The organism is Lysinibacillus sp. BNK-21 (assembly GCF_048684915.1).
Lineage (GTDB): Bacteria > Bacillota > Bacilli > Bacillales_A > Planococcaceae > Lysinibacillus > Lysinibacillus capsici.
Map to the genome: position 1 here is coordinate 148394 of NZ_JBLQTS010000001.1, position 14915 is coordinate 163308.

At 37.3% G+C, this 14915-nt stretch carries 18 protein-coding genes and 1 other annotated feature (1 of these 19 cut by a window edge); of the genes, 13 read left to right on the forward strand and 5 right to left on the reverse strand.

Annotated features, from left to right (window positions below; genetic code table 11):
• Nucleotides 1-104 precede the first annotated feature (104 nt).
• The 5 genes from ACMGGO_RS00775 to ACMGGO_RS00795 all read left to right on the forward strand — a co-directional run bounded on the left by ACMGGO_RS00775 (nucleotide 105) and on the right by ACMGGO_RS00795 (nucleotide 4219).
• Nucleotides 105-1676: a BCCT family transporter gene (locus ACMGGO_RS00775; protein WP_420281505.1), complete on the forward strand. Its 1572-nt coding sequence runs from the start codon at nucleotides 105-107 to the stop codon at nucleotides 1674-1676.
• Between the two features lie 82 nt (nucleotides 1677-1758).
• Nucleotides 1759-2247: a GNAT family N-acetyltransferase gene (locus tag ACMGGO_RS00780; protein ID WP_420281506.1), complete on the forward strand. Its 489-nt coding sequence runs from the start codon at nucleotides 1759-1761 to the stop codon at nucleotides 2245-2247.
• Nucleotides 2244-2888, forward strand: a complete 645-nt coding sequence (locus ACMGGO_RS00785; RefSeq protein WP_420281507.1) for a hypothetical protein — start codon at nucleotides 2244-2246, stop codon at nucleotides 2886-2888. Before ACMGGO_RS00780 ends, ACMGGO_RS00785 begins: the two co-directional genes overlap by 4 nt.
• A gap of 72 nt (nucleotides 2889-2960) precedes the next feature.
• Nucleotides 2961-3440 (forward strand): hypothetical protein, encoded by a 480-nt coding sequence (locus ACMGGO_RS00790; RefSeq protein ID WP_420281508.1) that lies wholly within the window; start codon nucleotides 2961-2963, stop codon nucleotides 3438-3440.
• Between the two features lie 266 nt (nucleotides 3441-3706).
• Nucleotides 3707-4219, forward strand: a complete 513-nt coding sequence (locus ACMGGO_RS00795) for a YfiT family bacillithiol transferase (RefSeq protein ID WP_420281509.1) — start codon at nucleotides 3707-3709, stop codon at nucleotides 4217-4219.
• A 79-nt stretch (nucleotides 4220-4298) separates the two neighbouring features.
• Here the strand turns inward: ACMGGO_RS00795 and ACMGGO_RS00800 are convergent, their stop codons facing one another.
• Both ACMGGO_RS00800 and ACMGGO_RS00805 read right to left on the reverse strand, forming a co-directional pair.
• Complete coding sequence (locus tag ACMGGO_RS00800) at nucleotides 4299-4916, reverse strand: exosporium glycoprotein BclB-related protein (protein ID WP_054549653.1); 618 nt, start codon at nucleotides 4914-4916, stop codon at nucleotides 4299-4301.
• Between the two features lie 163 nt (nucleotides 4917-5079).
• Entirely contained in the window at nucleotides 5080-6267 is a 1188-nt protein-coding gene (locus ACMGGO_RS00805; protein WP_420281510.1) for a hypothetical protein, read from the reverse strand.
• 235 nt (nucleotides 6268-6502) lie between these two features.
• Here ACMGGO_RS00805 and ACMGGO_RS00810 point away from each other — a divergent pair, with 235 nt between their 5' ends.
• From ACMGGO_RS00810 to ACMGGO_RS00825, 4 genes are all read left to right on the forward strand, one after another.
• Nucleotides 6503-7153 carry a hypothetical protein gene (locus tag ACMGGO_RS00810; protein ID WP_004231775.1) on the forward strand — a complete coding sequence of 217 codons (651 nt, stop codon included), beginning with the start codon at nucleotides 6503-6505 and terminating at the stop codon, nucleotides 7151-7153.
• A gap of 84 nt (nucleotides 7154-7237) precedes the next feature.
• Nucleotides 7238-7810: a hypothetical protein gene (locus ACMGGO_RS00815; RefSeq protein WP_048394104.1), complete on the forward strand. Its 573-nt coding sequence runs from the start codon at nucleotides 7238-7240 to the stop codon at nucleotides 7808-7810.
• Nucleotides 7803-8084 (forward strand): hypothetical protein, encoded by a 282-nt coding sequence (locus tag ACMGGO_RS00820; protein ID WP_048394106.1) that lies wholly within the window; start codon nucleotides 7803-7805, stop codon nucleotides 8082-8084. Before ACMGGO_RS00815 ends, ACMGGO_RS00820 begins: the two co-directional genes overlap by 8 nt.
• A 12-nt stretch (nucleotides 8085-8096) precedes the next feature.
• Complete coding sequence (locus ACMGGO_RS00825; protein WP_420281511.1) at nucleotides 8097-8831, forward strand: hypothetical protein; 735 nt, start codon at nucleotides 8097-8099, stop codon at nucleotides 8829-8831.
• A 211-nt stretch (nucleotides 8832-9042) separates the two neighbouring features.
• Here ACMGGO_RS00825 and rpmG read toward each other — a convergent pair whose 3' ends face one another.
• Complete coding sequence (rpmG, locus tag ACMGGO_RS00830; protein WP_004231780.1) at nucleotides 9043-9192, reverse strand: 50S ribosomal protein L33; 150 nt, start codon at nucleotides 9190-9192, stop codon at nucleotides 9043-9045.
• A 169-nt stretch (nucleotides 9193-9361) separates the two neighbouring features.
• Here rpmG and ACMGGO_RS00835 point away from each other — a divergent pair, with 169 nt between their 5' ends.
• Entirely contained in the window at nucleotides 9362-10555 is a 1194-nt protein-coding gene (locus ACMGGO_RS00835; protein ID WP_066037980.1) for a GTP-binding protein, read from the forward strand.
• A 20-nt stretch (nucleotides 10556-10575) separates the two neighbouring features.
• On the opposite strand, the gene ACMGGO_RS00840 is transcribed toward ACMGGO_RS00835, so the two are convergent.
• Together ACMGGO_RS00840 and ACMGGO_RS00845 are read right to left on the reverse strand one after the other, a co-directional pair.
• A complete protein-coding gene (locus ACMGGO_RS00840) occupies nucleotides 10576-11118 on the reverse strand; it encodes an isoprenylcysteine carboxyl methyltransferase family protein (protein WP_036079526.1) in 543 nt (180 codons plus the stop codon).
• A 1-nt stretch (nucleotide 11119) separates the two neighbouring features.
• A complete protein-coding gene (locus ACMGGO_RS00845; RefSeq protein WP_279493335.1) occupies nucleotides 11120-12202 on the reverse strand; it encodes a type III polyketide synthase in 1083 nt (360 codons plus the stop codon).
• Nucleotides 12203-12594: 392 nt separating this feature from the next.
• Here ACMGGO_RS00845 and rsgA point away from each other — a divergent pair, with 392 nt between their 5' ends.
• Genes rsgA through ACMGGO_RS00860 form a run of 3 tightly spaced genes read left to right on the forward strand, consistent with a single transcriptional unit; the run spans nucleotide 12595 to nucleotide 14771 of the window.
• A complete protein-coding gene (gene rsgA / locus ACMGGO_RS00850; RefSeq protein ID WP_319839709.1) occupies nucleotides 12595-13665 on the forward strand; it encodes a ribosome small subunit-dependent GTPase A in 1071 nt (356 codons plus the stop codon).
• A gap of 17 nt (nucleotides 13666-13682) precedes the next feature.
• Entirely contained in the window at nucleotides 13683-14108 is a 426-nt protein-coding gene (gene fosM, locus ACMGGO_RS00855; RefSeq protein WP_279493331.1) for a FosM family fosfomycin resistance protein, read from the forward strand.
• Between the two features lie 15 nt (nucleotides 14109-14123).
• On the forward strand, nucleotides 14124-14771 hold the full coding sequence (locus ACMGGO_RS00860) for an HAD hydrolase-like protein (protein ID WP_279493330.1): 648 nt from the start codon (nucleotides 14124-14126) through the stop codon (nucleotides 14769-14771).
• Nucleotides 14772-14858: 87 nt separating this feature from the next.
• Nucleotides 14859-14915, forward strand: a binding site (T-box leader); it runs 204 nt beyond the window's last position.

Sequence of the window (14915 nt, forward strand, 5' to 3'; positions counted from 1 at the left end):
TCTTTTGATAATGCGGTTTCTTTTTTATTTATTAATAAAATTAACGAATGATACGCATAATAAAGGAAATTTGGTCATCTGTCTGGGATAAATGGAGGCGCTGTATGCAAAATAAAATTTTAAGAAACCCAGTATTTCTTATTTCAAGTGGAGCAATTTTTCTTTTGGTCATTATCGGAGCAACGATACCAGAAAAATTTAAGAACGTAGCAAACAGCGTATTTCATATGACAACGGATTATTTTGGCTGGTTTTATTTAATGTCAGTCTTTATTATCGTTATTTTTTTATTTGGCTTGGCAATTAGCAAATATGGTACCATTCGCTTAGGGACAGAAGATAGTCGACCTGAATTTAGCTTTCTAACATGGATTTCCATGCTTTTTTCCGCAGGACTTGGCGTAGGCTTGGTCTTTTGGGGAGTAGCTGAGCCAATGAGTCATTACTTTTCACCACCTTTTAGCTCTACGGAACCTTTAACAACAGATGCTGCAAGACTTGCCATGGGATATTCATTCTTTCATTGGGGTATAAGCCAATGGTCAGTATATGCTATTATGGGACTGGTCATGGCCTATGTACAATTTAATAAAAAACGAAATTTATTAATCTCTACAGCTTTAGAGCCAGTCACTGGTTCAAATCGTATAGTCAAAAGTACGATTGATATTCTGGCAGTTATTGCTACAGTTATGGGTGTAGCCACGTCTATTGGCCTCGGAGTTCTACAAACAAATGGGGGATTGAAGTTTGTCTTTGGCTTGCCAAATACATTTTTTATACAAATATCTATTATTGCCATTATGTTTGTAGGCTATATGTTTTCTTCTACGACAGGTCTTCAAAAAGGGATTCGTATTTTAAGTAATGTTAATATGGGCCTTGCTATTATTCTGTTGCTTTTTGTATTTATAACAGGCCCTACAGTTTTCATTCTAGAAACTTTTACATTAGCGATAGGGGATTATATTTCAAATTTTATTCAGTATAGCCTTCGAATGCAGCCATATGTGGGGGGAACTTGGGTAAAAGATTGGACTATTTTTTATTGGGCTTGGGCTATTGCTTGGTCTCCGTTTGTAGGATCATTTATAGCTCGTGTATCTAGAGGTAGAACGATTCGAGAATTTATTATAGGTGTTTTAATTATCCCGCCCCTTATTGCCTGTTTTTGGATTGCGGTCTTTGGTGGTACTGCCATGTGGTTTGATTTACATGAAAATGCACATATAGCTGAAGCAGTTAGTAATGATGTTACAATTGCACTTTTTCAAATGCTTGAGCATTTGCCATTATCACTGTTAGCACCAGTTATAGGCATAATGTTAATTTTTACTTTCTTAATCACTTCTGCTGATTCAGCTACATTTATTATGGCGAGCATGACGTCCAGAGGTTCTTTAAATCCCACAATTTTATCAAAGCTAGTATGGGGTGTTTTAATGGCAGCTATTTCAGGCGTTTTATTGTATACAGGAGGTCTTGAAGCATTACAAACGGCCTCGTTAATCGCTGCATTACCTTTTACAGTGGTGTTACTTTTATTAATGATTTCTTATATTAAGATGATGAAGGAAGAGATTATTCCTCTTAAGAAAAAGGATATCCAACGTTTGAAAATAGCGAGAAAGCATATTGAAAAGGAAGCAAAAGTGAAAGACAAACATACTAAGTAGTAGGCCGTATTCGAAATAATACGGTTTCTTTTTGTTTTAATATGCACTATTATGAATAAAAAACGATAAGAGGTGGTTTAGGATGGAAATTGTTTTAGCACAGAGCAAGGATGCCCCAGTTATACATCAGGTGATGCTACAGGCGTTTCAAGAATATGAAAAAGCCACTCCACCATCCAGTGCACTAAGTGAAACGGTGGATTTTATTGAGCAGGCAATGCAGCAAAGTGAACAAGCGTTTATTGGCTATATCGAAAAACAGCCAGTTGCCATGGTAAGGTTTACCCTCAGTACAAAGGGAATTTATTTTTTTAGACTTTCAGTTATCCCAGAAAGACAGGGACAAGGTTTAGCTAAAACACTAATTTCTTGGCTTGAACAATATACACTATCGAAGGGGATTACAATTAGTCAGTGCAAAGTACGTATGAGTGTTCCACGTAATATTGAGTTATATCGTTCTTTAGGTTATGTTGTAACGAAAGAGGAAATGGTGAAGAATCGTAATGGTAACTCTCTAGTAATAGCAACAATGGAAAAGAGACTTTCCAATGAGGAGGAGTTTAATTGAGAAAAAAGGTCGCCTGCTTGCATGCTCATTATTCCAATATACAATACATTGAGCAGGCTTTTCAAAGCGCTGAAGACATAGAGATACTCCATTTTGTAGACCCTGGCGTGATACAGCACGTGTCTAAAGGTAGTGATGGTTTAGCACGTAAAGTTAAGGAGCAAATTGAATGGATGATTAGCTGTGATGTGGATGCCATTTTAATAACGTGTACAAATTATATTGCTTTATTAGAGGATGAAACTTTGTTCGATCCCTCGATCCCTATCATAAAGATAGATGAGCCCTATTTTGAAAGTATATGTAAGCAACAGCCTCAATTTATTCTTTTTACAAATCCTGCAACTGTCGAAGGAACGATGGCAAGACTTCACCAATATGCTAAGCATCAAGGAGTATCAGTAGATGTAGAGGGAAAAATTATTGAGCATACATTTAATCTCATTATGCAGGGGAAAAAGAAAGCCTATGATGATGCTATTTTAAGAGCTTTACATAATTTGTCAGCTGAAGAAAAATCCATATCAGTTGCCCAGCTATCGATGGTGGATGCAGCACAACGATTTGAAGATCACACGGCGATTACAATTCTCCATCCATTAAAGTCATTAGTTGATATTGTAAAGAGTACGATAAAATGATAGTTTCATAATTTACAGAATTATCTGTAACAATCTGGTTAAAACAAACGTTTCATAAGAAAGGGGGATGTTATGAAACGAGTTGTATTTGGATGTATATTGCTATTATTTTTAGTGGGTTGTACAGACAAAGTAAATGTTACAATGCAAGAGGATCTACCTGATTTTGTGAAAGAAAGTGATATTGAATCAGTTGATTGGAATCAAAAGGCAGTGGAATTTGGTGATAGAGGCATTATTGGTAATGCTGATAAGTCGGGTGTCATTGGTGCGAATATGCCTAGTCTAAGCACACAAAAATGGATGTGGCATCTATGGGGAATAGATGAAGTACGAGATACAGAATTAACAGTTATTGGATACCATAGAGACTCTAAAGTCATACAACCGATTTTAGCGAATGGTTGGAGCATAGGACTCGGAGGACCTGTTAATGGAGCAGATGCTCATACACCTTCTCATGTGAAAGTTCCTAAGCCTGGTGAATGGGCTATTCTACTGTATACAAATGAAAAATACTTTGATACGTTGATATACGATATCCAGGAATAATAGTAAACCCTTATTTTGTAAGTATTTATACTTATAAAATAAGGGTTTTTGATGTTTGTATATGTATTGGGAAAGGAGGTGTATGGTGTGCGCATGTAAGCTTGCATTGTGTATTGCTTTCATATTTCTGAAATGCACAAGATGCTGAAGACGCCATTCAGAAATTTAAATGCGAAAAGCTATTGAACATAGATAATTACAGTGCATGGTTGTAGCAAGAAAAATATTAAATTGGTAATATAAAAAATAAAACGGAGGAGAGTAATATGACAGATTTACGATATCCCATTGGACATTTTCAATTCCCAAAAGAAGTGAATTCACAGCAAGTACTAGAGTGGATTGATGAAATCCGTTTATTACCAAAACAACTTGCAGAGGCATTAAGTGGTGCAAGCGAGCAAGACTTAGTAAAATCTTATCGTGAAAATGGCTGGACAGTGACACAGCTAGTCCATCATATTGCTGATAGTCATATGAATAGCTATATTCGTTTTAAGCTAGCGTTAACAGAGGATGTACCAACCATTAAGCCATACAATGAGGCAGAATGGGCACAGCTACCAGATTCTGAAATGCCAGTAGCAATTTCTTTTAAATTAATTGAAAGCTTACATGAACGTTGGGTTTATTTACTGTCAAGCTTATCGGATGAACAATTACAAAGAGCCTTTAATCATCCTGATTCAGGCCTGACGACTCTTGAGCATGCAATTGGCCTTTATGCATGGCATGGTAAGCATCATTTGGCACATATTCAGAATGCTTTGGTTAAATAAATATGGATGTTTTATGAAAAAACAAGTGATTTCTGCTAATAAGGAAATCACTTGTTTTCATTTTTTATTTAAGTTTATTTTATACGATAGTAATACCAGCACTTGCGTTACCAGCAAGTGTAGCAGCAACTCCTGTAGTAGTCATAGAGAATACCATTAGTAAACGATCACCAGTACTTACAGGTACTGAAACGTTTGCATTACCACTTGCAATCGTACCTACTGCTAATGCTATTAGTGGTAAAGCTGGTAATAAATCAACAAATGCTGCAGTAGGGCTGAATACATTGCTTCCTTGAACTGCGCGGTAAATCTGTGCTCTGACAGTCGCTGTTCCAGTTAGAGTTAAAGCAGCAGTTGCTGAGATTGTAGCAGAAATAGATGTAATTGTACCTGGACGTGGAACCGTAAATGCTTCAGTAGCAAGACTAGATGTTAAATCGATATTAACGCCAGCAAGAGCAACTCCTGGAACAGATGTACCAAATCCAACAAGACTTACAGTACCAACTAAACCAGTAGCAAGAGACACTAAAGCAACAGGAGTTATTCCTGATGAGAATGGGATAATAGAACCAGTAGCTACTGGTGGAGTAATACATGCAGCGTCAATTGCAACAAAAGGTCCCAGTGCAGTACACTCCCCGTTACCATGACCGTTACCTGAACAGCCACACATTGAGTTATTCAAACACATTTTTACACCCCCTTTCTTCATTATTCTATTCATTTCAGATTAGGGGTTAAGGGCAATTATCTATTTCACCTATAAATTCAATGATTTCTTTATGACTGCTTTTATTTGACACATAAAGACATCCACTATGTATGTTTTGACATAGTGGATGTTTAAGATAATGTTAACTCCATCTTTTAAAGAAATCGAAAAATGAGTTTTTTCCCTTTTTATGTTCTTCCTCAATCGGCTTGTTTACAGATTCAAGTTGCATGATCTCTTCTTCAAAGGACAGATGAACCTCATAGGTTGCATCAGCATGATACACTTCAACATATTCTTCTGTTTCCAATGAAGGAGAATGATCTATAGCTGCAGGTTCTGCTACTGTTTCTGCAATGATTTGGTTGAGAGGCTCACTAGCTATTGCTTCAATGTCTTGACTAACAGGGTCGCTAATTTGCTCCAAGATAACTTGTTCTATCGATTCATTCGTTACAATGGGATTCTCAAGATTGTTATGTTCATTCTCAATTTTCACAGCCTCCATAGGATTATTTAATGTTTCAGTTTTAGTGCTATCTGATTCATTAACTATAGAAGATTGTAAAGTATCATTCTCGATGTTTACTTCTCTTGAAGCAGGCTGTACGGCAGATGGATCATATACACTTACTGGAACTTCCTTTGCATCCATGGCATTTTTAAAATGGAAGGTGGATTCAACTGTCGTGTTTCTGTATAAACCATTGTATATTTGGCTGGGGTGCGTATTGATTGATTGGAAATATTGCTGATTAAAATGCCGTTCTTCAGGTTTAGTTTCCGGTAGACCATTCTGAGGAGAGGGACCCCCGATATTTACATTTGGTTGGTGGTTTTTGGCTTTACCTGCCACACTTTGTAGTAGTCTATAAGAAGGTTGTGCTGATGTAATTGTAGTTTGATCTGCTGTCTGTGTCATTCTAGGTTGTCTAGGTAAAAGATTAGAATAGGTTTGAGCAGGCATGTCAATGGAGGGCATTATGGTTTTTGTATCATTTCCTTTAACTGGCAACAGTTTATTTAAAATTGATAAAATCTCTTGGTTCATTCCTTCAATGGCTTGATTCAAAGACTCAAGCTGTGTTGAAAGAACCCTAATTTGATCGTCGTATCCTTTTATATATGAATTTTGTTTAGTATCCAATGTCTCTGTAATCCCTTCTAAATGGGCCATCTGTGTTTTTAGTCCATCAAACTCCTGCTTCATATAAAGGAAATCTTCAATTGACTTCCCCATTTTTAACGAGGTTAACGATTCTCTATAAGATTCAATTTTTTCCTTTAAATTTTCAATTTCTTGAGTGGTATACAATTTTGACTCTTCCATTGTAGTTCACCCCTTTCAGTCCATTATTAGTTTATTAAAAATATTGACTTTCTGTTACAAATATAACGGTTCTTTCAACATTTTGATTCGTATCGTTAATGAGGGAAGTGTATGAAAACAAATCTTGATTGATTTTAATAAATATCCAATGTAACTATTTGTTAGCCCATGCACTTATAGCTGAAAAACATATGCTACAAACGAAAGATAAAAATTTTATGGAGGTGTCAAAAGGATGCAAGAGCATATGCCATCCCAGGCGCAGGAACTAATCTGTATAAATGTTGATAAGGTATACGACTGGATTGTAAAAGAAATGTCGTTTGATATTTCACCTACTGGACCAATTACATTCCCAGGTGTTACAGCAACTACTGACTTAACAGGTGCTATTGTTACTTGTCGAGTAATTCCAGCAACTACAAATCCAATTGTGATTCTGAACCGTGAGAATCGCCAATTCTCTATTGATGGATCAACTGTTTGTCTGCAACATCTAAATGTTCAAAAGAACTTCATTCTAACAATTGTCGTTACTTTACCTAATGGTACTGTTTTCACAAGCAATAATATTCCAGTTTCTCGCTGTGAGCAAGTGACATTATGTGCACCTAAGGGAACAGACGTTGAAATTTTATACACAGATTTAGATTGCTTCGTTTGTACAACTGGAACACTTAGTGTTGGAACAGGTGCTGCAGCAGGTACAATCACGTTCTCTGCGTTGACAATTACTGTTGCTGTTTGTCAAAGTATTCAATCTACATTCCCAGTTACTGTGGAATTTTTAGCAACTTTCTGCGAACCAAGAGCAGACTTACCATTCTCATGTCCAACTGCGGTTCGTCCACAACAATGCCCAGTTATTTTCCCAACTGTTGGTTAATTGTGATAACAAAAAGAAGAAAGTCATACTATGAAGAGAGGGTAATCCTCTCTTTTTTTAATGGAAATAACAAGGAGGTTTAAAGTGGCAGATCGTATTGAAGACAAGATACAGGCACTAAAAGAACAAACAAATGCCTATGTTCATGATATTAAAAGATTGGTTGAGGAATTAGCAATTCCGAATAGGATTAACCTCATTAGTTATTTTACAACTGCACTTAATATTTCTTATGATCCTGAGCAAGAGAGTTTATGTTTAGGCTCCTATCATATTCGTAATATTGGTAGTGCAGCCGTCACGAACCCATCTTTGTGTATAACAATACCCAAGGAGTCACCGTTTTACTTTTCAGGGAGATATGTTCATGAAAATTTCACTCCGAATTTTAAAACTCAGGGGCAGAGTCAGTGGGAGCGTTTTAATGACAAATCAAGCAAAGAGGAGTATTGGCTGAGACCAGTTGGTAAATCAACAATCGAACCGAATGAAACCATTTCATTTACCAATTTTCAAATAAAATGGTCCCATAATTTATCATATTCAGGCACGATTATGGGTTTTACATATTGCGATCAGCTCACAGAAGGTGTTGTTGTTTTAAATCCAATTAATCTAAATGGAATGGGCCAAACACAGGAGGAAGACAATGGGTGACAACGAAAAACAAGAGTTTGGTAGTGTAATTCAACAATTAGTAAAGGAACAGCTAAGTCGTCGTAATGAACAAGATAATAGCTTTGCCTTTCTTGAAAAAAGTACATTACAGCTATTAATAGCCTATCTTGTTTCAGACGAAAAGAGTCATGTTGAACAAATAGAGAATTCAAAGTTAGAAGAAAAATGGATGAAGCAGCTGGATGATTTACTAGAGGAAAGTAGAGAGCAGCTTGAAGAGGTGGTCGATTTACTAAAAAGATATTCAGGCTAGGGGGGTGTGATGATGGACAATGATATTGTGAAAAACAATGATCCAATACAGCTCCAACAAATGATTATTTTTTTAAGGGCCGAGTTAGCCAAGTACAAAAATGAAGTAAAAAGACTTAGAGATAGTGATTATTATGCTTTGGTTCTTCGACTTGAACGAGAAAATGTTCAATTAACAAGGCATAAAAAAGAACTTTCGATGGAACTCCTAAAGTTGAAAAGAGACTTTGATAAAGAATTGCAAGCTTACGATGAAGAAATTCAGAAGAGAGAAGCGCAAAGAAAAAAGCAAATTGCATCCATTGAGGCATTATTAAAGGAATTGGCAGAATTGCGGGCTGAAAAAAAGTCATTGATGGACAAATTTCAAGCATCGAAGGAGGTTTCGATCGATTCAAATGAAAGGTCTATTGTGGAAGGCATAGATAAAAAGTTAAGTGACTATACAACCATAGCAAGTAAACAAATGGAGAATATTTTAGAGACACTAGAAAAATACCATAGAGAGAAAGTAGAATCGGACAGCCTTCATCGACATTTACTAAGTGAGTTAGAGACGAAAAATCTAGATATTGAGAGATTATCCAATGAAATAGTTGCATTAAAGAAACAATCTAAGGATGGTAGCACATCAATGAAACAAGGAGTTAATATTGACGAACAAATAGATTTTAGATTACGCATGCTCGATGAATTAGATGAGAAATTGAATGAACTAGCGTTAGAAATCAATAGTGAGCAGCTTTAGCTATAAAATTTCATCATGACTGTTTCAAAGATATGCCTTTGAAACAGTCATTTTTTGATTTGCATAAAAAGCTTATAAGAAGGTTCAACCGCTCACAAAGAAGAGGAAGGCGCTCCAAAGCAGGTTAACCCCGCTCACAAAGTAGAAGACACCGCTCTAAAACAGGTCAGACCCGCTCATGAGGATCTCATCATGACCCCCCATTCCAATATTATTTTGTTTCTCTATGCAGGGTTACACGCTTCAGGCGAGGGGAGTACTTTTTAAGCTCCAATCTTTCGGGATTATTGCGTTTATTTTTAGTAGTAATATAGTTTTTATCACCTGTTTCAGTACAGGCTAGTGTTACTTGTACACGCATTGAAGGACCTCCTTTTAAATAGTAATTATTACGATTTAAACAATATATTTCTCACTGGAGATTGTCAAGTTTAATTTCACTAGTAATAAAAAGCTTTGCATTTTCCAAAGTAATATGATTTAATTACAAATTGTAAACAGTAATGATTACGATTTAAGGAGTTGTAAGAATGACAAAGAAAATTCCTGTTACAGTATTGAGTGGATATTTAGGTTCTGGTAAGACAACAATGATGAATCATGTATTGCAAAACAAAAAAGATTTACGTGTCGCTGTTATTGTGAATGATATGAGTGAAATTAATATTGATGCGGAGCTTATCGCAAATGGTAGCGGTATATCACGTACAGAAGAGAAATTTGTGGAGCTATCGAATGGTTGTATTTGCTGTACATTACGAGAGGATCTATTGCAGGAGGTGGAACGTCTTTCGAAGCTAGGCAATATTGATTACATTTTGATTGAATCGACAGGGATTAGTGAGCCGATTCCAGTTGCACAAACATTTAGTTATTTAGACGAGGAGCTTGGCATTGATTTAACGAAGTTTTGTCGATTAGATACAATGGTTACTGTCGTAGATGCCCATCGTTTTTGGCATGATTTTCAGTCTGGGGAAAGCTTATTGGAGCGGAAGGAAGCTGTTGGTGAATTAGATGAGCGTGATGTTGCAGACCTTCTTATTGATCAAATTGAATTTTGTGATGTCCTTATTTTAAATAAGTGCGATTTAGTATCCGCAGAGGAGCTTGAGCGATTAGAACGTATTTTACGTGCATTACAGCCTGAGGCAAAACTTATACGTACAACAAATGGTGTTATTGATCCAGTTGAAATTTTAAATACGGGGCGCTTTGACTTTGAACGTGTCTCTGAATCGGCTGGTTGGTTAAAGGAGTTGGAGCTTGGTCATGAAAACCATACACCAGAGACTGAGGAGTACGGGATCTCTTCTTTTACCTATAAACGCAAAAGACCGTTTCATCCGATGCGCTTTGTTGAGTGGTGTGATCACATGCCAGATTCAATAGTACGAGCGAAGGGTATTATTTGGAGTGCAAGACATCAGGAAGTTGCGCTATTATTATCGCAAGCGGGGTCATCTGCAAAAATTGAACCAGTCTCTTATTGGGTAGCGGCACTTTCTCAAGCCCAGCAGCAGGATGTATTCCAGCAAAGCCCTGAAGTATTGGAAGATTGGGATGAAGAGTTCGGAGATCGAATGACACAACTTGTGATTATTGGCATTGATCTAGATCGAGAAGACATCACTAAACAGTTGGACAACTGTCTGTTAACAAATGAAGAGTTTCAGAACCCTTGGGAAAGTCTACAAGATCCCTTTAACTGGGAATGGCAATAAAGAAGAAAAGAAGATTTCGGCTAAGACTCCGAAATCTTCTTTTGAAATACACGATTATAATTAGTAGCATCTCGTAATGCTTTTTCTTCTATAGGTATTCGGACAGAAAGCATTGTAATATTGAGTAATGTAAAACAAAATGCTGTAAAGTAAGCCTGAAACATGAGTGGTAGCAAAAGGATTTCTAAACAAACTACCGCATAATTGGGGTGGCGCATATATTCATATGGCCCTTTACGAACAACTTGTGCGTCAGGTAAAATGAGGATTTTTGTATTCCAAAAAGTGCCCAAAGAGCGAATACACCAGATCCGCAAAGCCTGCACTGCTAAAAATAATATAAAAAATAACGGAAATAAGGGCGAGATACCATTGTTGTTTGTGACGATTTCCACTATTAAAAACAGAAAAAAGCTAATATGCATGGCTACCATATAGGGGTAGTGTGAAGCACCTACTTCATAGGCTCCTTGTGAAAGCATCCATTTCTCATTGCGCTTGGCAATGACAACTTCTGTCAATCTTTGTAGAACGACAAGGATAAAAATAAAATAGAAGATCATGTTACTCCCTCCAGTTTAATAATACAGCTTCTGCACAAAAACCAGGGCCAAGAGCTACGAGCAAGCCTGTATCCTCCACTTGTCCTTCATTTAACATAAACTGCTCTAATACGTATAGCACTGTCGGTGATGACATATTACCATGTCGTCTCAATATTTCCCGAGAAATGTCGGTTTTTTTGGGAGATAGATAAAGTGTATCTTCGTAAGCTTTTAATACCTTTTTTCCTCCCGGATGCGCAATAAAATGAGTCAATTGTTCGCTGTACAGTCTTTGTTCCATTAAAAATTGCTCAATGAAAGGTCCGAGCCAATTGGTAATAATAGAAGGAATACTTTTTTGGAAAATGACATGAAGCCCGTTGTTCTTCACATCCCAACCCATTACATTTTCCGAATCTGGCATCCATTTAGAACCTGTAGCTAGAATATTAGGGGTTGGCCTTTTTGTTGCGATAGCTGCTTCATCCCCACCAACAAGTATGCATGCTGCACCATCGGCAAAAAGAGAAGCACCAATTAAATTACTTTTAGAAAAATCATTTGGCTGAAAAGTGAGGCTACATAACTCGACACAAACGACAAGTACCTTTGCATGTGGATGGGCTTTACAAAAATCATAGGCTCTGCTTATACCAGCGGCTCCTCCTGCACAACCAAGACCCCATAGAGGAATGCGTTTAAGTCGATCTGAAAAGGGAAGCTTGTTCATAACACGTGCGTCAATGCTAGGTGTTGAAATTCCTGTACTGCTAACAAAAATGATGGCATCGATGTCCTCAGTAGGAATAGGTGAGGATAAAAAAGCTGTATTAGCTAAACATGCTTGAATGACACTTACACTGTAGTGTGTAGCTAACTCAATATATAAATTATTACGTTCTTCAAAGGAGTGATTCGTACGATGCCATTCAGCTGGCACACAAAAATGGCGTGTGTCGATGCCACCATTTTCAAAAACCTTTAAGTAGCGCTCTAGTTTTGGAATTTTTGCATAAAAAAGCTCTTTCGTTAGTTCCTCTGCGTTATCTTGCTGTAATGTGTAAGGTGGTTGATATGTGCTAATTGAAATGATTTTAGGCAATCCAACATCTCCTCGCATTTAATGGTTTTGTTCATTGTATGCGTGGATGATTGGAATAAATGCTTATAATATTGTAATTGACAATTTCTGAAAATTTAGCTATATTGATAACAACTAAATGGAAAGTAGGTGATGTGACATGATGAATAGATCTGTAATTAGCGAACTGCAATTCGGTTTGTTCAATTTCACACGCCTAAAATATACAAAGTGACGCCGTGCCATAACTCGGGGTATTTGTGTATCTTTTAAACGTGCCTGTGAAACCTTGTAACTGCCGAATTGCAGCTACAAGGTTTTTTATTGTAGTTCCAAAAGGTGAATTGCGATAGGGCCTCTTGCGGATGACAACTATTTTCGCTGAGGCATCATACGTTTAGGAGGAAAATAAATTGAATTTAACAACATTAGGTTTTACAACATATTTTGAAGAGCAAATGATAGAAATGAAAAAACAGGCTAAATTAAAAAATTGTGTGCCTGCAAGGGTTACTTTAGAGCATAAGCATTCTTATCGGGTGTTAGCTGAAGAGGGAGAATGGCTTGCGACAATTGCTGGTCATTATGCGTATACATCTTTAGCGAGGGAGGACTATCCAGCAGTTGGTGATTGGGTGCTAGTGGAGAAAATGCCCGGAGAGGAACGAGCAATTATTCATCAGCTATTCCAACGAAAATCCGTATTTTCACGTAAAGTTGCAGGAACGGAAATTCAAGAACAGATTGTCGCATCAAATGTCGATATTGTGTTACTTGTTATGAGCTTGAACGCAGATTTTAATATTCGACGTTTGGAGAGATATTTAGTGGCTGCTTGGGATTCAGGGGCAAAGCCCATTATTGTCCTGACAAAAGCTGATTTATGCGAGGATGTTTCGAGCTTAGTACAAGAAGTGGAGTCTGTAGCCTTTGGTGTGGATATCTTTGTAACGAGTGCTCTATCGGGAGAAGGTCTAAAGGAAATTCAGACGTTATTCACAGAGGGGGTCACGGGGGCACTATTGGGGTCTTCTGGAGCAGGGAAATCCACATTAACAAATGCTTTATGTGGTGAGATACTAATGAAGGTAGCGGGTATACGTGAGGATGATGCCAAGGGACGACATACAACAACCCATCGAGAGCTAGTAGTATTGCCTGCTGGTGGCTGTCTAATTGATACGCCAGGAATGCGTGAGCTTCAACTGTGGGATCAAGGGGATAGTTTAGCTTCTAGCTTTCAAGATATTGAGGAACTAGCAACAGCTTGTCGTTATCGTGATTGTACACATCAAAAAGAGCCTTATTGTGCTGTCCAGCAAGCTATTGTAGATGGGGACTTGGACCAATATCGTCTACAAGGCTATTTTAAGCTGCAAAGAGAATTGGCTTATATGGAGCGCAAAACAAATACGCAAGCAAAACTTGAGGAGCAACGCAAGTGGAAGCAAATAGCCAAGGGAATGAAAAAGGGGAAGAAATAATCAATAGGAGCACAGCCATGACAATTAAAAACATCAATCATTTATTGTTTTCAGTTTCTAATTTAGAGGAATCCATCACTTTTTATGAAAGAGTATTTGATGCCAAGTTGCTAGTAAAGGGGAACAGCACAGCCTATTTTGATGTAAATGGGCTGTGGCTAGCTCTGAATGTAGAAAAGGATATACCCCGTAATGACATCCATCATTCCTATACACACATTGCCTTCACAATCGCTGAGGATGACTTTGATAAGGTGTATGACAGATTGGTTCAGCTAAAGGTCAATATTTTAGCAGGTCGGCAAAGAGATGAAAAGGATAAAAAATCGATTTACTTTACAGATCCTGATGGTCATAAATTTGAATTTCATACAGGAACTTTGCAAGATCGTTTGGATTATTATAAGCAAGAAAAGCAGCATATGGTGTTTTTTGATAACTAATTAAGGAGAGATTTTATGAATAAAGCGTTTATTTTTGATATGGACGGAACATTATTTCAAACCAATCTTATTTTAGAGCCTGCGCTCGACGCAACATTTGATGTGCTGCGGACAAACGGCTTGTGGCAGGGAGAAACACCTATAGAAAAATATAGAGAAATAATGGGGGTTCCTTTACCTGTTGTGTGGGAAACATTATGTCCTATGCATGCTTTAGAGATACGAGAAGAGAGCAATGTATTATTCCATGTAAAGCTGATTGAGCAAATACGTGGACATAAAGGTGCTTTGTATCCAAACGCTGAACAAACCCTTGCAACATTGTCAGAGAATTATCCGTTATACATAGCGAGTAATGGACAGATTGACTATTTACAAGCAATCGTCGAAACCTATCAGTTGGAGCGTTTTATAAAGGGAATCTATAGCATTCAAGCAATTGCAAGTGGGCATAAATCGGATCTGGTCAAAAGAGTTGTAGATGAAAATACAATTGATTATGGAGCAGTGGTAGGAGATCGTTCTTCGGATATCCAAGCTGCACAGGACAATCAATTACTATCAATAGGTGTTCGCTTTGACTTTGCACAAGACAAGGAGTTAGAAAAAGCAGATATAGTAATTGATGATTTAACTGATTTGCTAAAGGTTACATTCGATTAACTCGAGAAAATGAATCAAAAAAAAGACGCTTTTACAACAATCATTGCATTTCCTCACAAGAAGGCGTAAAATAATGCCAATCCTATAGAAAAAGCATTGAGAAGGAAAAGTAAATTGGATTAGCATTTTGTAGAGAGCCTCTGT